Origin of the sequence: Amylolactobacillus amylophilus DSM 20533 = JCM 1125 (assembly GCF_001936335.1) — a bacterium.
GTDB classification, from domain to species: Bacteria; Bacillota; Bacilli; order Lactobacillales; family Lactobacillaceae; genus Amylolactobacillus; species Amylolactobacillus amylophilus.
Genome location: NZ_CP018888.1, coordinates 610,596 through 625,777, shown reverse-complemented (window position 1 = coordinate 625,777; position 15,182 = coordinate 610,596). Strand labels below are relative to the sequence as shown.

The 15,182-nt window shown below is 41.0% G+C and carries 10 protein-coding genes and 5 pseudogenes; 9 read left to right on the top strand and 6 right to left on the bottom strand.

What is annotated here, in order from left to right:
• Position 1: 1 nt before the first annotated feature.
• A complete protein-coding gene (locus LA20533_RS03375; protein ID WP_054746459.1) occupies positions 2-283 on the top strand; it encodes a hypothetical protein in 282 nt (93 codons plus the stop codon).
• 106 nt (positions 284-389) lie between these two features.
• Here the strand turns inward: LA20533_RS03375 and LA20533_RS03370 are convergent, their stop codons facing one another.
• Together LA20533_RS03370 and LA20533_RS03365 are read right to left on the bottom strand one after the other, a co-directional pair.
• Entirely contained in the window at positions 390-836 is a 447-nt protein-coding gene (locus LA20533_RS03370; protein ID WP_054746460.1) for a DUF2188 domain-containing protein, read from the bottom strand.
• Positions 837-998: 162 nt separating this feature from the next.
• A complete protein-coding gene (locus tag LA20533_RS03365; RefSeq protein WP_054746461.1) occupies positions 999-1,850 on the bottom strand; it encodes an aldo/keto reductase in 852 nt (283 codons plus the stop codon).
• 181 nt (positions 1,851-2,031) lie between these two features.
• On the opposite strand from LA20533_RS03365, the gene LA20533_RS03360 reads away from it, so the two are divergent.
• Positions 2,032-2,859, top strand: coding sequence for an alpha/beta hydrolase (locus LA20533_RS03360; RefSeq protein WP_056945896.1), 828 nt, complete (start codon positions 2,032-2,034; stop codon positions 2,857-2,859).
• Positions 2,860-3,229: 370 nt separating this feature from the next.
• A complete protein-coding gene (locus LA20533_RS03355) occupies positions 3,230-4,822 on the top strand; it encodes an ATP-binding cassette domain-containing protein (protein ID WP_056945897.1) in 1,593 nt (530 codons plus the stop codon).
• On the opposite strand, the pseudogene LA20533_RS03350 reads toward LA20533_RS03355, so the two are convergent.
• Positions 4,823-4,981: pseudogene (locus tag LA20533_RS03350) on the bottom strand (transposase); the annotation flags it as partial.
• A gap of 227 nt (positions 4,982-5,208) precedes the next feature.
• Between LA20533_RS03350 and LA20533_RS03345 the strand changes: the two are divergent.
• The 3 genes from LA20533_RS03345 to LA20533_RS03335 all read left to right on the top strand — a co-directional run bounded on the left by LA20533_RS03345 (position 5,209) and on the right by LA20533_RS03335 (position 11,048).
• Positions 5,209-9,336, top strand: a complete 4,128-nt coding sequence (locus LA20533_RS03345; protein WP_056945899.1) for an alpha-amylase family glycosyl hydrolase — start codon at positions 5,209-5,211, stop codon at positions 9,334-9,336.
• Positions 9,337-9,660: 324 nt separating this feature from the next.
• Entirely contained in the window at positions 9,661-10,158 is a 498-nt protein-coding gene (locus tag LA20533_RS03340; RefSeq protein WP_056945900.1) for a helix-turn-helix domain-containing protein, read from the top strand.
• Between the two features lie 170 nt (positions 10,159-10,328).
• Positions 10,329-11,048, top strand: a complete 720-nt coding sequence (locus LA20533_RS03335; RefSeq protein WP_082611537.1) for an IS3 family transposase — start codon at positions 10,329-10,331, stop codon at positions 11,046-11,048.
• Positions 11,049-11,281: 233 nt separating this feature from the next.
• Here LA20533_RS03335 and spxB read toward each other — a convergent pair whose 3' ends face one another.
• From spxB to LA20533_RS09000, 3 genes and pseudogenes are all read right to left on the bottom strand, one after another.
• The gene (gene spxB / locus LA20533_RS03330) at positions 11,282-13,102 is read right to left on the bottom strand and encodes a pyruvate oxidase (protein WP_056945902.1); all 1,821 of its coding nucleotides are present in this window, start codon (positions 13,100-13,102) and stop codon (positions 11,282-11,284) included.
• A 305-nt stretch (positions 13,103-13,407) separates the two neighbouring features.
• Positions 13,408-13,506 (bottom strand): annotated as a pseudogene (locus LA20533_RS09035) (IS30 family transposase); the annotation flags it as partial.
• A 48-nt stretch (positions 13,507-13,554) separates the two neighbouring features.
• Positions 13,555-13,731: pseudogene (locus LA20533_RS09000) on the bottom strand (helix-turn-helix domain-containing protein); the annotation flags it as partial.
• A gap of 104 nt (positions 13,732-13,835) precedes the next feature.
• Here LA20533_RS09000 and LA20533_RS08775 point away from each other — a divergent pair.
• The 3 genes and pseudogenes from LA20533_RS08775 to LA20533_RS03310 form a co-directional block, all read left to right on the top strand.
• Positions 13,836-14,054 (top strand): annotated as a pseudogene (locus LA20533_RS08775) (GNAT family N-acetyltransferase); the annotation flags it as partial.
• A gap of 60 nt (positions 14,055-14,114) precedes the next feature.
• Positions 14,115-14,714: pseudogene (locus LA20533_RS03315) on the top strand (IS3-like element IS1163 family transposase); the annotation flags it as partial.
• Between the two features lie 142 nt (positions 14,715-14,856).
• Positions 14,857-15,123 carry a hypothetical protein gene (locus LA20533_RS03310; RefSeq protein ID WP_056945903.1) on the top strand — a complete coding sequence of 89 codons (267 nt, stop codon included), beginning with the start codon at positions 14,857-14,859 and terminating at the stop codon, positions 15,121-15,123.
• The last annotated feature ends 59 nt before the right edge of the window (positions 15,124-15,182 follow it).

Below are 15,182 nucleotides of genomic sequence, written 5' to 3'. Positions count from 1 at the left end.
AATGAAAGCCACAAAAGAAAGAAATACTCCCAATAATGCTGACGAAAAGGTTGCAGCGTTCGAACAAAAGCGCCGTAATAACTTATTCCTGTGGGCCCTCGTTGTAGTTGCTGTGAATGCGGCGTGGCTACTGACGAAGAACAACATGGTTCAGGCGATTTCGACGGTGATTACGGTCTATGCATTCTACCGGGTGGTAGTTTATGATAACCACAAGAACCGGTACAGTCGTCGGTTCTATGACCGCACAGGTCGACGACTCACAGACCCTAAGATTAAATAGTTTATTAACAAACAAGCGCAAGTATAGATTAAGTAAGTAAAATTAAATCGATCCTCTGTTTATACCAAAAAAAGATGCCGAACAATTCATGTTGTTCGGCGTCTTTTTACATGTCGATTGTGCGCTGCTTCTTGCCATCCTTGCCATATACCTGGAACGCGCTCTCCTTGTTGGCAGCAATTTCTTTAGCACGTTTGACCGCAGCGGTCTTCTTATCAAATGTGTCGCTAGCGCGTTTTGCACCCTTTGTCTGGACCTTCCAGCCGTTCTCACTTGGCTTAACCTCAGTATCAGCATCAAGTAATCTGCTGTTATCCTTGTCTGACTGATGCCTGTCGGTTTTCTTCGGATTGGGTTCGCGCTTAAATTCTGCCAGTTCCTGCTCGATCGCGTCATCGTGCCATTTCTTCGCTTGGCTGAGTGCAATCGGGATGGCCCAGTCATCTGGATAACCGTCAGCAAGCAACGCATTCGCGATATCGATTGCTTTCTTTCTGACTAGTTGGGGTAAGTTCTTAAATGAATTGGGATAGTCTTGCATATTCCAGGGCATTCGTTTAACCTCCTAATTGCCCGAATTAATTAAAAACTCTCCATGTCACTTTATTCCCTCTAATTAATCTTATTAAAATACGCTAAGTCTTTAAAAGAAATGTGCTTGCAAAATAAAAATCCACTACAGTGATTAAATGCGGTGGATTAGTATATTTTCAGGTTAGAAGTTGGTGGTATCTGGATCTGTTGCTTTACCAACAACGCCATCAAGTGCGTCAATTGTCTTTACCTGTTCCTCGGTAAGTTCGAAGTCGAAGATATTAGCGTTCTCTTTGATGTACTCCTCGTGGACGGACTTCGGTAGTGGTAGGAAGCCATGCGCAAGCGACCATTTAATGGCTACCTGAGCAACAGATTTACCAGTTTCTGCCGCTACTTTTTGCATAGTTGGGTCTGTGAAAATCTTCCCGGTACCAAGTGGGCTGTATGCCTCGAGCAAGATGTTGTGTTCCTTGGCATAAGCGGTCTCCTGCGGCTGCAATTCGCCAGGTGCTAGGAACATTTGGTTCACCAGTGGCAGCACCTTCGCTGTCTTCTTTAGCTCCTCTAGGTGATGTGTCCGGAAATTTGAAACGCCAATCGCCTTGATTTTGCCTGCTTCGTAGAGGTCTTCCATTGCGCGCCATGACTCGGCGTTTGATTTCTGCCAATGATCACGGAACTTGATGGGGTTGGCCCAGTGAATCAGGAATAAATCGAGGTAGTCAGTCTTCAATTTCTTCAGTGAATCGTTGAATGCTGCAATGGTCTCGTCGTAGCCACGGTATGAGTTCCAAAGCTTTGATGTAAGGAAGATATCTGAGCGAGCCACGTCGGAATCAATAATCCCCTGACCAACACTCTCCTCGTTACCGTATGCTTCGGCCGTGTCGATGTGACGGTAGCCGGCCCTTAAGGCCATCTCAACACTGCTACGTGCAACTTCGCCGTCTGGCGTCTGCCATGTCCCGAAACCAACGATGGGAATTTCTACACCGTTTTGTAATTTGTATGTTGAAGTTAAACTTGTCATTTGTATTGCTCCTTTCGCGATACTTTTATCATACACTAAAAATAAGTAAAATGAACGCGTCACCGTTTGGAAGATTGTTGTTCGATTGGTGTGGCTGGGCGAGAAAAGGAAATAGCTGGGCTGTTGCTTACCAAATGATGCGAATAAATAGTAAAATAATAGAAGAAACGAGGTAGCAAGGATGGAAATTAAAAAATTAACGCTCCAAAACCAGCTTAATCAGGAATTTAAAGTGGACTTCTTTGGGCTTTCGAGCATCAATCCGGAGAATCAGAATGTGGAATTTCCGTTGATAGTGCTTAGCCCGGGTGGTTACTTTACTCATTATTCTCTGAAGGAAATAGAGCCGCTGGCTCTAGCCTATATGAATCAGGGTTACGAGGTGGCCGTGGTTTATTATCAGCTGGTGGATGGTGAACACCCGGTTTATCCGGCCGCAGCACTGTCTGTGATTAAGACGCTGCAATATTTCAAGGAGAATGCGGCTCTTTACAGTGTTTCTGCCAATCAAATTGTCACGGCAGGCTTCTCGGCGGGTGGCCATGTCGCTAGCGCCGTTAACGCAATGCTCCTCGATGAGGGGATGCAACAGATATTTGCGCTTGATCCGGCGAATGCGCTACCGGCTGCGACAATCTTGGGTTACCCGTTCATTGATATCGAACAGCTGTCCTTTGAACTGACACCAGAACAGCAAAAGGCGATTCCAAGTGAGGTATTGTTCCATAATACTGCTGCTGGAGTGACGAAACAGACGCCACCTACGTTTGTTTTCCATGCTGTTGGCGACCCCGTGGTCCCCGTGTCAAATGGAATTAGCTATTTCAACGCATTGCAGGCCAATGGTGTAGTTAGCGAGGCGCATTTCTTTAATGGCAAGGTCCATGGTTTCGCAACTGCCAAACCGCGGATTGGTGAGGCAGGGAATGCGCAATTAGTGGATCAGCACTTGGCACATTGGTTAAGGCTGAGTACCGAGTGGCTGAGCCAAGTCTTGGCAGCTGACTGAGTTAATTGACGATAATCAGTCGGGTGTGTCCTACAAAAAAACTTGTATTCTCAAAACATATGTATACAATATAAAATATAAGTTATTTACTTAATTTTCTAATCGTACCTTTAATCTAGTTGTAAATATTCTGGGAGGCTCATCATGAACAATGAAACTTTACTCAATTTAGCTATTCATTTTACAACTAGAGAATATTTCTGTATGACTAAGCGTTAGTAATGTAATCACTGCTCTCGCTTGTTTCAAATCGTTAATCAGCGTACTTAAGGACTTTCTCTATTTACAGTGAGAAAGTCTTTTTTCATCCAAAAATCGAGGTACCTCTTGGTGGTACAGGAAGCTTCACTTAACAGAAAGGTATGATTCCATGGCAATAAAATATGCAAAGAAAAGTAATATCATATTATTCATCGTCTTTTCCATCATCAAATCACTTCAGGTAGTCTTCATCGCAAATCTGGTTAAGGTGATTACTAATTATGCGGTTCAGCCAAAAGGCAGCCTGTTGCAGGTGGCTATAGTGGCCACGGTCGGTTTGCTGCTCTTCTTGTTTGCTGGTATCGCACATGAATACTTTTCCGACCTAATTATCAAAGATATCAACGTGGAGATTAAGCGGCTGTCCAGTAAGTATCTGATCTATCAGGCCAAGCAAGAGCAGAAGCTCGACACCTCGTTCTTTACAAATGACGTCAAGCAGATTGAGACAAGTAAGATCCTTTCGGAGCTCGATGCCATTACCAATGTACTGCAATTCGCTGCGGCGATTATTGCGGCGTTGTTTGGCTCGATAGTACTCACAATTGTGTACCTAGTTGTTTCTGCGATTCCGGGCTTAGTACAGCGCATATTCACTAAAAAAATTGAAGGTAAGTCGCAGATCTGGGCAGAGCAGAACAGTACGTACACGAATATCGTGAAGGATAGTGAACTAATCTCGCCAACGGCACGGCTGTACGATGTAGAAGGTAATATCTGGCATCGTTTCAAGAGGGCGGCTGTTTCCCTTGAAGAATCATTATTTCAAATGAATTTTCTCCGTGATATTTCCAACCGATCAGTGGAAACCTCTGCCTTCTTATTCAGCAATATTCTCCCGTCAATCCTCGGCGTAATCCTAGTTACAAGGGGCGAGATCTCCCTTGGAATCCTGTTTATGATTGATAACTTAGCTAATCAATTTATTAATCCGGTCGTCAATTTCTTCTATGACTTGAATGATATCTCGGCGGCCAACCCGATGTGGCAGAAATTTCTCGGCACAACTAAGCGGCGGTTAAGCGGTGTTAAAGATAGCATGAATACTACGCTTGAAGATCAGCAATTTAGGCAACTTAACCTGATAAACGTAACTGTTAAGTATAATCAAAAAACGGTCATTAAAAATTTGAATTTGCAGATTAAACGAGGCGAGAAAATATTACTAACAGCACCATCTGGTTGGGGAAAATCTACGTTACTGAATATCTTGACCGGTGAACAGGAGATTGCTAGTGGTGAATTTAAAATAGACGGCATGAACTTAGCCGGAAATTGGCAGCAGGCGCATCGCTATTTTAGTTTTATTCACCAGACTCCATTGTTACTAGACGAGTCTTTGAGGTTCAATATCACGCTTGGATACAATGCCTCAGATGGTGAGGTATTAGAAGCAATTAAGTCAGCTGGCCTGGACGATTTGGTCGATCAGATTGGACTTGATTCTACAATCGGCGAGGAAGGTAGTCGTCTCTCCGGTGGCCAAAGGCAACGGGTAGAAATTGCACGGGCGCTGTTGCGCAATCGACCAATCTTGATTGCGGATGAGCCTACGAGTTCTTTGGATGAAGGTCTAGCAAGACGTATTCAGGGTGTTATTTTGAATACCAATAAGACCGTTATTGAGGTAGCCCACCGGGTCTCGCCGGCGGAAGCAAAGCTCTTTGACCGAATAATTAATTTAGATGAACTGGCGGAGTAGGTTAATCCCAGCGTATGAGTAGCGTTCGTAACCCAAAAACTCTGCCAATTCGGTTTGAAGCAGCTGGTTAATCGCAATTTCGAGGTGGTGACGAAAAACTTCGTCCAAATCTTGCTTTTGGGCTAGTGCAGCGATAATTTCTGTGGTAAGTTCATTCATGGGGAATGCCTCCTGTGATGTTTTCTGTGGTTACTAAATATCATAAGGGAAGGCATTCCCTATTTCTATACAATTCAGAAATCTTTTATGCATTTACACAAGATATTTTACGCTCTCGAAAAATGCTTGCGTTATGGAAACGTTTCCATTAGCATAGTGGTATGAGCATCAATGGGTCTAGGTTTAGATTCAAGGGTGAACAGAATATTATTAGGGGGTTGCAGAATATGCATAATCAGGATGTTGTTCAGGAAAATTGGCGGATGTGGAAACACGGGAAACAGTGGCTGTATGCGTCAAGTGCGATCTTAGCCATGGGAATCGGTATGGGGTTGTCGACCACGACAGTGCAAGCGGATACGCCGTCAAATACTCAAACAACCACGACGGCCGTGCAATCGGTTGCGAAACCGGCAACGACAACGACAACTGGTACAACCAACGCGGAACAATCGGGAACCGTTGCCGAAACGGACCAGGTGCCAAGCATCGACCCAGCTGCTGACCAGCCGACGAAAACCGACGTGGCGATATCCCAAACGCCGGCAGCAGATTCAGATACAGAAAATTCTGAAGACGAACCTGTAGTACCAGAAGAAGGTACAGACACAGAAGACAATGAAACAGAGGAACCAACTGAAGAAGAAACGGACTACGGTGAATCACCAGTAATTAATGAAGATGGCACCGTGACATTTAGCTATGAAGGTGACGAAACAACAGAGACTGTCAATGTTGCTGGAAGCTTTAACGGTTGGGAAGCAACTGCCTTCTCAATGGAAAAAGGCGAGGACGATGTTTGGTCAGTTACGGTTGACGTAACACCAGGTGTTTATGAATATAAATTCGTTGTGAATGGTGATAACTGGATAAACGATCCAGCTAACGATATAATCGCTGGTAACGATGGAAATAACCAATTAATCCTTCCAGGTTTAATTATCGAAGGAGATAAGGACGTTGAACCAGGTGCTACTGTTACATTAACAGCCACTTATGTGAATGACGAAGGCGAAAAAGAAGTAGTAGATGCAGACTTTGCATTAGCAACTGAAATCGCTGGTGTTACAATCGCTGGCAACAAGGTAACGATTTCGGAAGATATTTCACCAGCAACTGAAATTATAATTGATGCTACTTTTGATGGAGATAAAGCAACGCACACAATCTTTGTCGCAGATGAAATGTACGAATATACCATCAACTACATGCGTCCAGATGGGCAACAAGCGGATTGGGGCTTATGGTTGTGGACGGCAGATGTCGACGGAAGTGCTTATGCATTTGGCGAAGAATCAACAGGTGGTTATGTACAATCAACTGTGAGCTTTGCTTCAGATAAATTGAATTTAATTACTCGTTTAGGAAACTGGGACTCTCAAGAAGCAGATCGAGTGATTACGATTCCAGAAGGTGAAAAGTCTGTTGAGGTTTGGATTGTCGGTGGAAACCCAGAAGTTTACTACTCACTAGATGATGTTGAATTATTAGATCAACGCTACATCGAGTTAACGTATGTTCGTAAGAATAATGACTACGAAGACTGGAATTTATGGGTGTGGGGAACAGGCGTTAAAGATAACGAGATTCTCTTCGATGAAATTACAGACAAAGGTGCCGTTGTAAGAATCCCAGTTGGTTATTCTACGACTAAAATAGGATTTAAGATTCGTAAAGGTGACTGGGTAGAAGAAGATCCATTTAATGAAGACCGTTATATTGACATTCCTTTAGGGGAAATGATTTCAAAAGTAACAATCGAAGAAGGAAAAGGTGAATATTTTGCCGTTCCATCTATCGATGGTCCAGTTTTAGAAGATGGGAACGCTACGTTCTTTTACCGTGATCCAGAATTATTCTTAACAAGTGACATGGATAAAATTGAAAACGTACAATTGAAAATCACTGCAAATGACAACGCAGATGTTTACGATATGGAATATGACGAAGTAAACGAGTACTGGTACTATACGATTGATAATATTGAACCAGGGGATTATGACTATACGTTCCTCGTAACAGTTGATGGAAAGACGGAAGAAGTTGTAGATCCATACAACACAAACGAAGATGGTCACTCAACATTATTATTTGCGCAGCCGACTGTTACAGCTGAAACATCGATCAATCGAAAAGCTATTTCATACAATGAAAATGCAGTGGTAACGATTGCTTCAGAAGTATCAGATGACTATGAGTTAAGAGCAGCTTACATCGACTTAACACCAGTAGGCGGACCAGCACAAGTGGCAATCGATACGGAATTAATGGAACACACTATTGCGGTTGATCAATCAATAACTCCAGGTGTGAAAACATTAGACATCGTATTGGTTGATGAGTTTGGAAACAAACACAACACGTCTGTAGATGTTGAAGTACAACCGCGTCAAATCACAGACGATGCAGACTTTGACTGGGATGAAGCACGAATTTACTTTATGCTGACAGACCGATTTAGTGATGGCGACAATCCAGATGGTATGACTTCAGAACTTTCTGAAAGCTACCACGGAGGAGACTTCCAAGGTATTATTAACAACTTGGATTATCTAGATGAATTAGGTATTAACACAATCTGGATTACACCAATTGTCGATAATATTGATGAAGGTATGGACATGGCGAATGGCGACAAACGCTACGGATACCATGGTTACTGGGCAAAAGATTTCACAAAGATTGACGAACACTTAGGTGATGTTGAAACACTGAAAAATTTAGTTGACTCAGCACACGAACGTGGCATGAAGATTATGGTTGATGTGGTGTTGAACCATGCGGGATATGGCATGAATGATGCGGAACAATTTGACGGTATGATTCGTGATAATCCAGTTGCTGGAGACGATATTATTGGTGAATCATCAGGATTACCTGATTTCAGAACAGAAGATCCAGCGGTTCGCGAACAAGTGATTCAATGGCAAATTGATTGGATTACGAAGTTACAAGAGTTTACAACAGACAAGGACAATACAATTGATTACTTCCGAGTTGATACGGTTAAACATGTGGATAACACAACTTGGAATGCATTCAAAAATGAATTAACAAAAATCAAACCAGACTTCAAGATGATTGGTGAATGGTATGGCGCAAGTGTGAATAACACTGGAGACCAGCTACGTTCAGGTCGTATGGACTCTCTACTAGACTTTAACTTTAAAGGGCAAGCAGAGCGGTTCATCAACGGAAATATTGATGAGATTGAAGCAGAGTTAGCTACTAGAAACGGTCTGATCGATAACACAGCGATGATGGGACAATTTTTAAGTAGTCATGACGAGGACGGATTCTTAGTTACGCGTGCTGCCGGCAACGAAGGACTATTCAAAGTTGCTGCTGCCTTGCAAATGACCGCTAAAGGACAACCTGTTATTTACTACGGTGAAGAACTTGGGCAGTCAGGTCTAAAAGCAGACGAAGATAATGGCATTTATGAATATGCTAACCGTTACAACCTTGACTGGAGTATTGCAAACGACGAGAACGACATGTTAATGCACTACAAGAAACTATTAAATATTCGTGCCGCCTACTCAGATGTCTTCTCAAAAGGAACACGTCAACATGTAGCTGGAACAAACGAAACAGGCTACTCAGTGTTTGCTCGTACGTACGGTAATGAACAAATATTTGTTGGGTTAAACACGAATGAAGATGCAGTAGAATCAACGTTTGCACTAGGATTAGCGGCTGGTTCAGAAGTTATTGATGTATATAATGACGTAACTTACGTAGTCGCAGCAGATGGTACAGTAACGATCGACATCCCTGGGAACGCGGATGGCGGTACAGTTATCTTAGTTGCAGGTGACACGGTTGAAGAACCAGTTGATCCAGAAGAGCCAATTGATCCAGAAGAACCAGTTGATCCAGAAGAGCCAGTTGAGCCTGAAACACCAGGCGACGAGCGCTTAGATAAAATTGCAAATCGCTTAGAAGATTTAGAAACAGCAATTGATGAAATCACCACAAACAACCCGGCACTCGTTGAAGAGTTGAACGTAATCCGTGCAGAATATGAACGATTACGTGGATTAGACTCCGTAACGGATGCCGAAATTGCAGACTTACTCGCTCGAATTGCAGCGCTAGAAGCAATTGTTGCTGATATTGGATCAGAAAGCCTTGGTACAGGAACTGATACACCAGGAGTTGGCGGAGAAGAAGCAGACGGATCGGACACAGATGATTCAACTAAAGAAGACGCAGCTACAGACAGTGAAGAAGACAATTTACCTCTTACAGGAGAAACAAACTCTCCAATGGTTTCAATCATTGGATTAGTCTTCATCGGAATTGGAGTTGCGTTAGCATTTATGTTTAAGAAAGACGAAAGAACAGAATAGAATACTATTAATTAAATGAATGACTCCCCTTTGAAGCAGAAATGCGGATGAGGGGATTTTTTGTTAGAGAGAAGTTGGACTAGGTAATATCCTAATCTATTTCGAAATAAATCATTATAGCCAAGAATATAATGACCAAATTAAAAATAGAGACATCAGACTGATTATTACGCGCCTTCAGGCCCAACTATCCACTCTCTTGAGTCTTTGGATATCCAATTGGAGTCCGCTTATACGTGCTTTGAGTCCAGAAAAATAGCCATGCCAGTTTCAGCATGTGAACTGAACCCCTTAAGTTGGAGAAAAACAACTTAAGTGGTTTTTATGGCCAAATATAAAATTGAAACAAAAATTGAAGCTATCAGACTTTACAATAGCGGTCTTGGTTCAACAACTGTTGCTCACATTCTGGGTATTTCAAAGGCAGAAACCGTGCTAAATTGGCTTCGTTTATGGAATAAACATGGTCTTGATGGAATTACCAGGAAAAAGAAATTGCCAAGTTACTCTTCTTCCTTCAAAATGAAAGTCATAACTTGGTTGGAAAAGCACAAAGCATCGTATCCAGAAACCGCCGATCACTTTGATATCCCAAATGCAGGTACCATCTGGCAATGGAAACATCAATACGACCTTCATGGATACGAAGGCTTTTCTGACCGCAGGAAGAGAGATCCCACGATGACTGAAAAGAAGAAGTTAACACCTTCGGAAGAAAACAAAGAACTCAAAAAACGTCTAGAATATTTAGAAGCCGAGAATGCCTACTTAAAAAAATTGAAGGCCGTAATGGATCAAACCAGGAAAGAGCCAAGGCAATAGATTCACTGCGGCCCAAATACAGATTATCCATGTTACTTAAAATTGCCAAAATGAGTTCTAGCAGTTACTTTGATGCACGAAAACGAAATTATGGAGCACACTTTGATTCTGATTACTCAATTATTGAAGACATCAAAGCCATCAGGGCTACTGATAAATAATCTGAGGGTATGGGCTATCGACCTCTAACACAGCTAGTAAACAAGCTTAGGGAGACTCGTGAAGAGCTCCCAGTTAATCACAAGAGGGTTCTAAGAATTATGTTTCAAAATGATTTACTAAGTCATTCATACAAGAAAAAAACAGCCAAATATAGCAGCTATGAAGGTAGTCAAGGTGGAGAGTGCAAGAACCACATCAAGGGTAGATTCTCAACCGACAGGCCACTACAGAAGATTGGAACTGATGTTACAGAAGCTCGCTTTGGCTCTCAAACCACCGACGAACGAATTTATATTTCTTTATTTACCGATTTCTTTTCAGGAGAAATATTGTCTTACAGCACCTCACTTCATCCAAATACCGAGTTTGTATTAGAGTCGCTCAATCCCGTCTTAGAAATGGTTAAAGATGTGCCATATAAGACAACTATACACTCAGATCAAGGGACTCAATACCAATCAGGTAAATATCATTCAGCACTAAAAAAATATAAAGTTAAGCAAAGTATGTCCCGAAAATCATCTCCGTGTGATAACGCACCAACAGAGAGTCTAATTCATCAGTTAAAGGTGGGAACTGTATTGAATCATCGGTATAAAACTCAGCAAGATTTGGAACAAGCAATATCAAATTGGGTTAATTACTACAACTACAAACGAATTAGACAATCAAATAACTGGCAAACGCCAAATGAAATGAGAAATATGTATATACAAAAATATGCCTAACCCACTCCTAATCGAAAACAAATTCATCTTTGTTACGTTTTTTTGAATATAGAGGTTGATGCTTTCTCCTGAGACGCCTTCTTTTTCGAGTAGTTTTTGAATAGGTAGATTGTAAAATATAAATAAAATAAACATTAAATAGTTAGTCTGCATCTGATTATCAAAAAAAGCATTAAACAGCATATTTTTGCAATTAAAAAAAGCAACTTCGCGGGCGAAATTACTTTTTAAGATTAAAAACTATACTTATTGTCGTTATTGTCTTTAATATATCTCGACGTCATACCTTGTGCTTCTAAGTACTCACGGAATGGCACTAAATCCTGTGCTTCATATTTTTCCTTGTAGGCCTCAACAACCGATTCGCTATACAAATTAGTGTCTAACTTTAGGGTTTCAACAGGAATAGGACGGTCTTTGGTGATTTTTGCATCGACCACAACTACGCGACCTTGATTGTAATAATCAAGCGCTTCTTTCATCACCTGATCAATATCTTCAATTCGACTAACAGTCAAGCCAACAGCACCTTGCGCTTCGGCAATTTTAGCATAATCAACATCTGTGAAATCAACACCAAAATTGTACGTATTCGTGTCTTCATACTTATTTTTAATAAATCCGTATTCTGTATTAGTAAATACAACGTTAATGACGGGCAACTTATAGCGCACGTTAGTAACAACATCTGGATAAGTCATTGAGAATGCCCCATCTCCCATCAGGTTCCACACTTGACGATCCGGATAAGTGTTTTTGGCACCAATTCCACCTGGCAAACCAATCCCCATTGTGGCAAACAATGGGGATGTCCGCCACATATTCTTGTCTGTCATGTGCAAATGACGTACGGACATTTGAGTGACATTACCGACATCAATTGAGAAAATAGCATCATCTGCTGCGTATTTATTGATAGCATTATAAACTTGATAGGCCTGTAAATCACCTTCCGTTTTTTGCTCAAGTTTATTCATATAGTCACGCCAATTTTTGACGTTAGCCACGTTCGCCTGCCACCATGGTGAATCGTTTACGGGTGATACTTTAGCTAAAATGGCGGCAATCGCTTCACCTGCATCCCCTAGAATAGCGACGTCATTTTGATGACGCTTACCCAACATTGCTGGGTTATTGTCAATTTGTATGAACTTATTCACGTTTCGGAAAGTGCCTTCAACTTCGGAGAATGGGAAGTTTGTACCAACAAACAGGACACTATCAGCTTCAAGAATAGCTTCGTTAGCTGGCTTCCAACCAACACGGAAAGTGGAGCCAGTGAAACCTTCAAAATCCCAATCAAATGTTTCAAAATTTTTACCTGTTGTAATAATTGGCGCTTTCATTTTACGAGATAATGCTTGAACTGCTGATCCATGCCCCATCGTGCCAATTCCCGCATAAATCACTGGACGCTTAGCTTGGTTAAGAATATCGACAGCAGCAGAAATATCTGATTCGTCGACTGGTGCGGACTTATATTCTTTATAAGTTACGCCTGATGAATACAGTGGCGTCGAATACAGTGAGTCAGCATCGATCTCTGTAAAGCCAAAATCAGCCGGTACTTCTAGTACAGCTACGCCACGTTTGGCAATTGCAGTTCGAATGGCGTCATCAACAAGATGAGGCAACTGTTCTGCGGTTGCGACGCGACGGTTATAAACAGCTATATTATCGTACATTGGATTCTGATTTAATTCTTGAAACGAATCCATATTTAACTCGCGTACTGGTTTAGAGCCTAAAATAGCCAATACTGGGATATTATCCATTGCCGCGTCATAAAGACCATTTATTAAATGCGTTGCACCTGGACCGCCAGACCCAACGGCCACACCCAATTTACCACCAAATTTCCACTGCATGACAGCTGCCATAGCACCGACTTCTTCGTGTTTAACCTGCAAGAATTTGATTTTGTTTTCTGGATCACCCATTGCATTCATTAAACCACTCAAAGTACCTGATGGAATCCCATACATTGTGTGGACGCCCCACCCTGACATAACTTTCAATGCCGCTAATCCGGCCGAAATTTTATTGTCTGACATGCTACTATTTTCCTCCTAAACATGAAAGCTTTGTAATCGTTTTCATTCCGACAAATAAAATTATATACGAATTTACAATTAATATCAAGCGTTTTCACGATTTATTCACTTGTGCTCATCGTTTTGGTATCAAATGATTCAGCTTGTTTTATGAACATCATTTCACAAAGTATAGCATGTTAGCTTATTAATAAAGTTTTATTGATAATAGTTAACAATAGATTTCTGTGACAAAACATCGCATTACGTTGTAAACATTAGACCAGACTCCTAAATCAAAAATACTTGATTAATCTCAAATGGATTTGGTAGATTGCAAGAATTAACCGAACACTGCAAACTGCTGAAAAACCTTTCGTGGTGATTGCCAGTTGAGTGTTTTCATTGGTCTCGCATTGATCCAATGATTAATTTGATCTAATTCTTTGGCGCTAACTGTTTCAATTTTGTGTTCTTTCGGTATATGCCAACGCATGAGCAATCTCATCTTTATAGGGTGTAACTTGATGAATTTCAATCGAAACGGTTGAAGGAGAGCGTTTAATAAAGCGCACAATGGCACGAACAGAATAATTCAATTCGAGTAAAGTTTGAATGACAGTGCGTTCTTGAGATGATAAACTAGTCATGAGTCGCAGTTCCTTTATGGTTGTTTTAGACAATTACCATTAAAGGCGCTGCGGCTTTTTATTCAAGTGTTCGGTTTAATTTTACAATCTACCACATTAAAAAAATGTTGCCTGAAGCAAATATTTTTGTGTATAGGAATAATGAAACAACTATCGGTTTTTTAGGCGAATTAGATGGTTACATAGCTGGATTATTTGTTGACATGAACTACAGAAACCAAGGTGTTGGTAGCCGATTAATTAATTACCTAAAACAAATAAACGACAAATTAACACTTTCAGTCTATGTAGATAATATTAATGCCGTTAATTTTTATGAGAATAAAGATTTTATCATAGACAGTGTAGGTATGGATACTGAGACTGATTCAAAAGAGTATCATATGATTTGGGAAAATAATTATCGTGCCTATGGTTATCCACGAATAACGATGGTGCTTCGCAAGTCAGGCATCTGTGTTGGGTCAAAACGAATTTTACGATTAATGAGGGAAATGGAGATTCACTCTTTAATGAATCGGCGATTTAAAAAACCTGGCACTCATGTGGATCATTCACAACGCCCCAATTTAATCAAGCACCAGCCCAATGCAAGGATATGGCGTGCTGACATTACTTATTTGGAATTACGTCCAGGAACCTGGGTTTATCTCAGTTCTATTTACGAACCAAAGGTTCATCAAGTTCTTGCTTTCAAGATTGGTCGTCAGATGGAGGCGACGTTAGTTGTAGAAACGATTAATCAGGCGCTTGAATGTCATCAAAAGCCACAATATTTTCACTCTGACATGGGTTCACAGTACACCAGCAACGAAGTTGAAACTTTACTTGAACGGCATCAGATTAGCCACTCATACTCAAAACAAGGTTATCCTTATGATAATGGGCCAATTGAAGCTTTTCACTCATTGTTGAAGAGAGAGTTTGCCTTTCAAACAACTTTTTCCAATTTTGAGGACTTGGTAATCCGAACCTCAAATTAGATCAGTTGGTTTAATTCCGACAGAATTAGAACGAGTGTTTAGAAAAAGATGTGCCATTTATTGACATAGGAGCAGAGAAATGATTCTAGATATGCACCAGGACTTGACACAACAAAAATGGTAGTTATCTCTGAGTCTGGATATGTTAATTATAAAAAAACCAAAGGTCAACGCAAAAGAGGTAAGCTTTATTCTCAAAAATAAAGCTATGATTATTAATAAAGTAAATGGGTTTGCTGATGAGTACTATACCTCAATTGTTGGAAGTGGTAAGTTACCTCCGAAGTTTAAATTTACCACGCTCAAATATTTTCATGATGAGCTAGGAATAACTGAAGAGATATCCAAAAGAGATAAAATAAAGCGTCTTCAGCGGTTAAAGCAACGTAATCAGGACTCGGATAGATAAAAGTTAGAGGACTGTCGTCTAATCTGGGTGTGGCTGAATAGACAAAATATTTATTTGAT

What these genes read in the sequence shown, in the direction of transcription:
- LA20533_RS03375 (WP_054746459.1), top strand. Translation starts at nt 2, where the DNA reads ATGAAAGCCACAAAAGAAAGAAATACTCCCAATAATGCTGACGAAAAG.
- LA20533_RS03370 (WP_054746460.1), bottom strand. Translation starts at nt 836, where the DNA reads ATGCCCTGGAATATGCAAGACTATCCCAATTCATTTAAGAACTTACCC.
- LA20533_RS03365 (WP_054746461.1), bottom strand. Translation starts at nt 1,850, where the DNA reads ATGACAAGTTTAACTTCAACATACAAATTACAAAACGGTGTAGAAATT.
- LA20533_RS03360 (WP_056945896.1), top strand. Translation starts at nt 2,032, where the DNA reads ATGGAAATTAAAAAATTAACGCTCCAAAACCAGCTTAATCAGGAATTT.
- LA20533_RS03355 (WP_056945897.1), top strand. Translation starts at nt 3,230, where the DNA reads ATGGCAATAAAATATGCAAAGAAAAGTAATATCATATTATTCATCGTC.
- LA20533_RS03345 (WP_056945899.1), top strand. Translation starts at nt 5,209, where the DNA reads ATGCATAATCAGGATGTTGTTCAGGAAAATTGGCGGATGTGGAAACAC.
- LA20533_RS03340 (WP_056945900.1), top strand. Translation starts at nt 9,661, where the DNA reads ATGGCCAAATATAAAATTGAAACAAAAATTGAAGCTATCAGACTTTAC.
- LA20533_RS03335 (WP_082611537.1), top strand. Translation starts at nt 10,329, where the DNA reads ATGGGCTATCGACCTCTAACACAGCTAGTAAACAAGCTTAGGGAGACT.
- spxB (WP_056945902.1), bottom strand. Translation starts at nt 13,102, where the DNA reads ATGTCAGACAATAAAATTTCGGCCGGATTAGCGGCATTGAAAGTTATG.
- LA20533_RS03310 (WP_056945903.1), top strand. Translation starts at nt 14,857, where the DNA reads ATGTTAATTATAAAAAAACCAAAGGTCAACGCAAAAGAGGTAAGCTTT.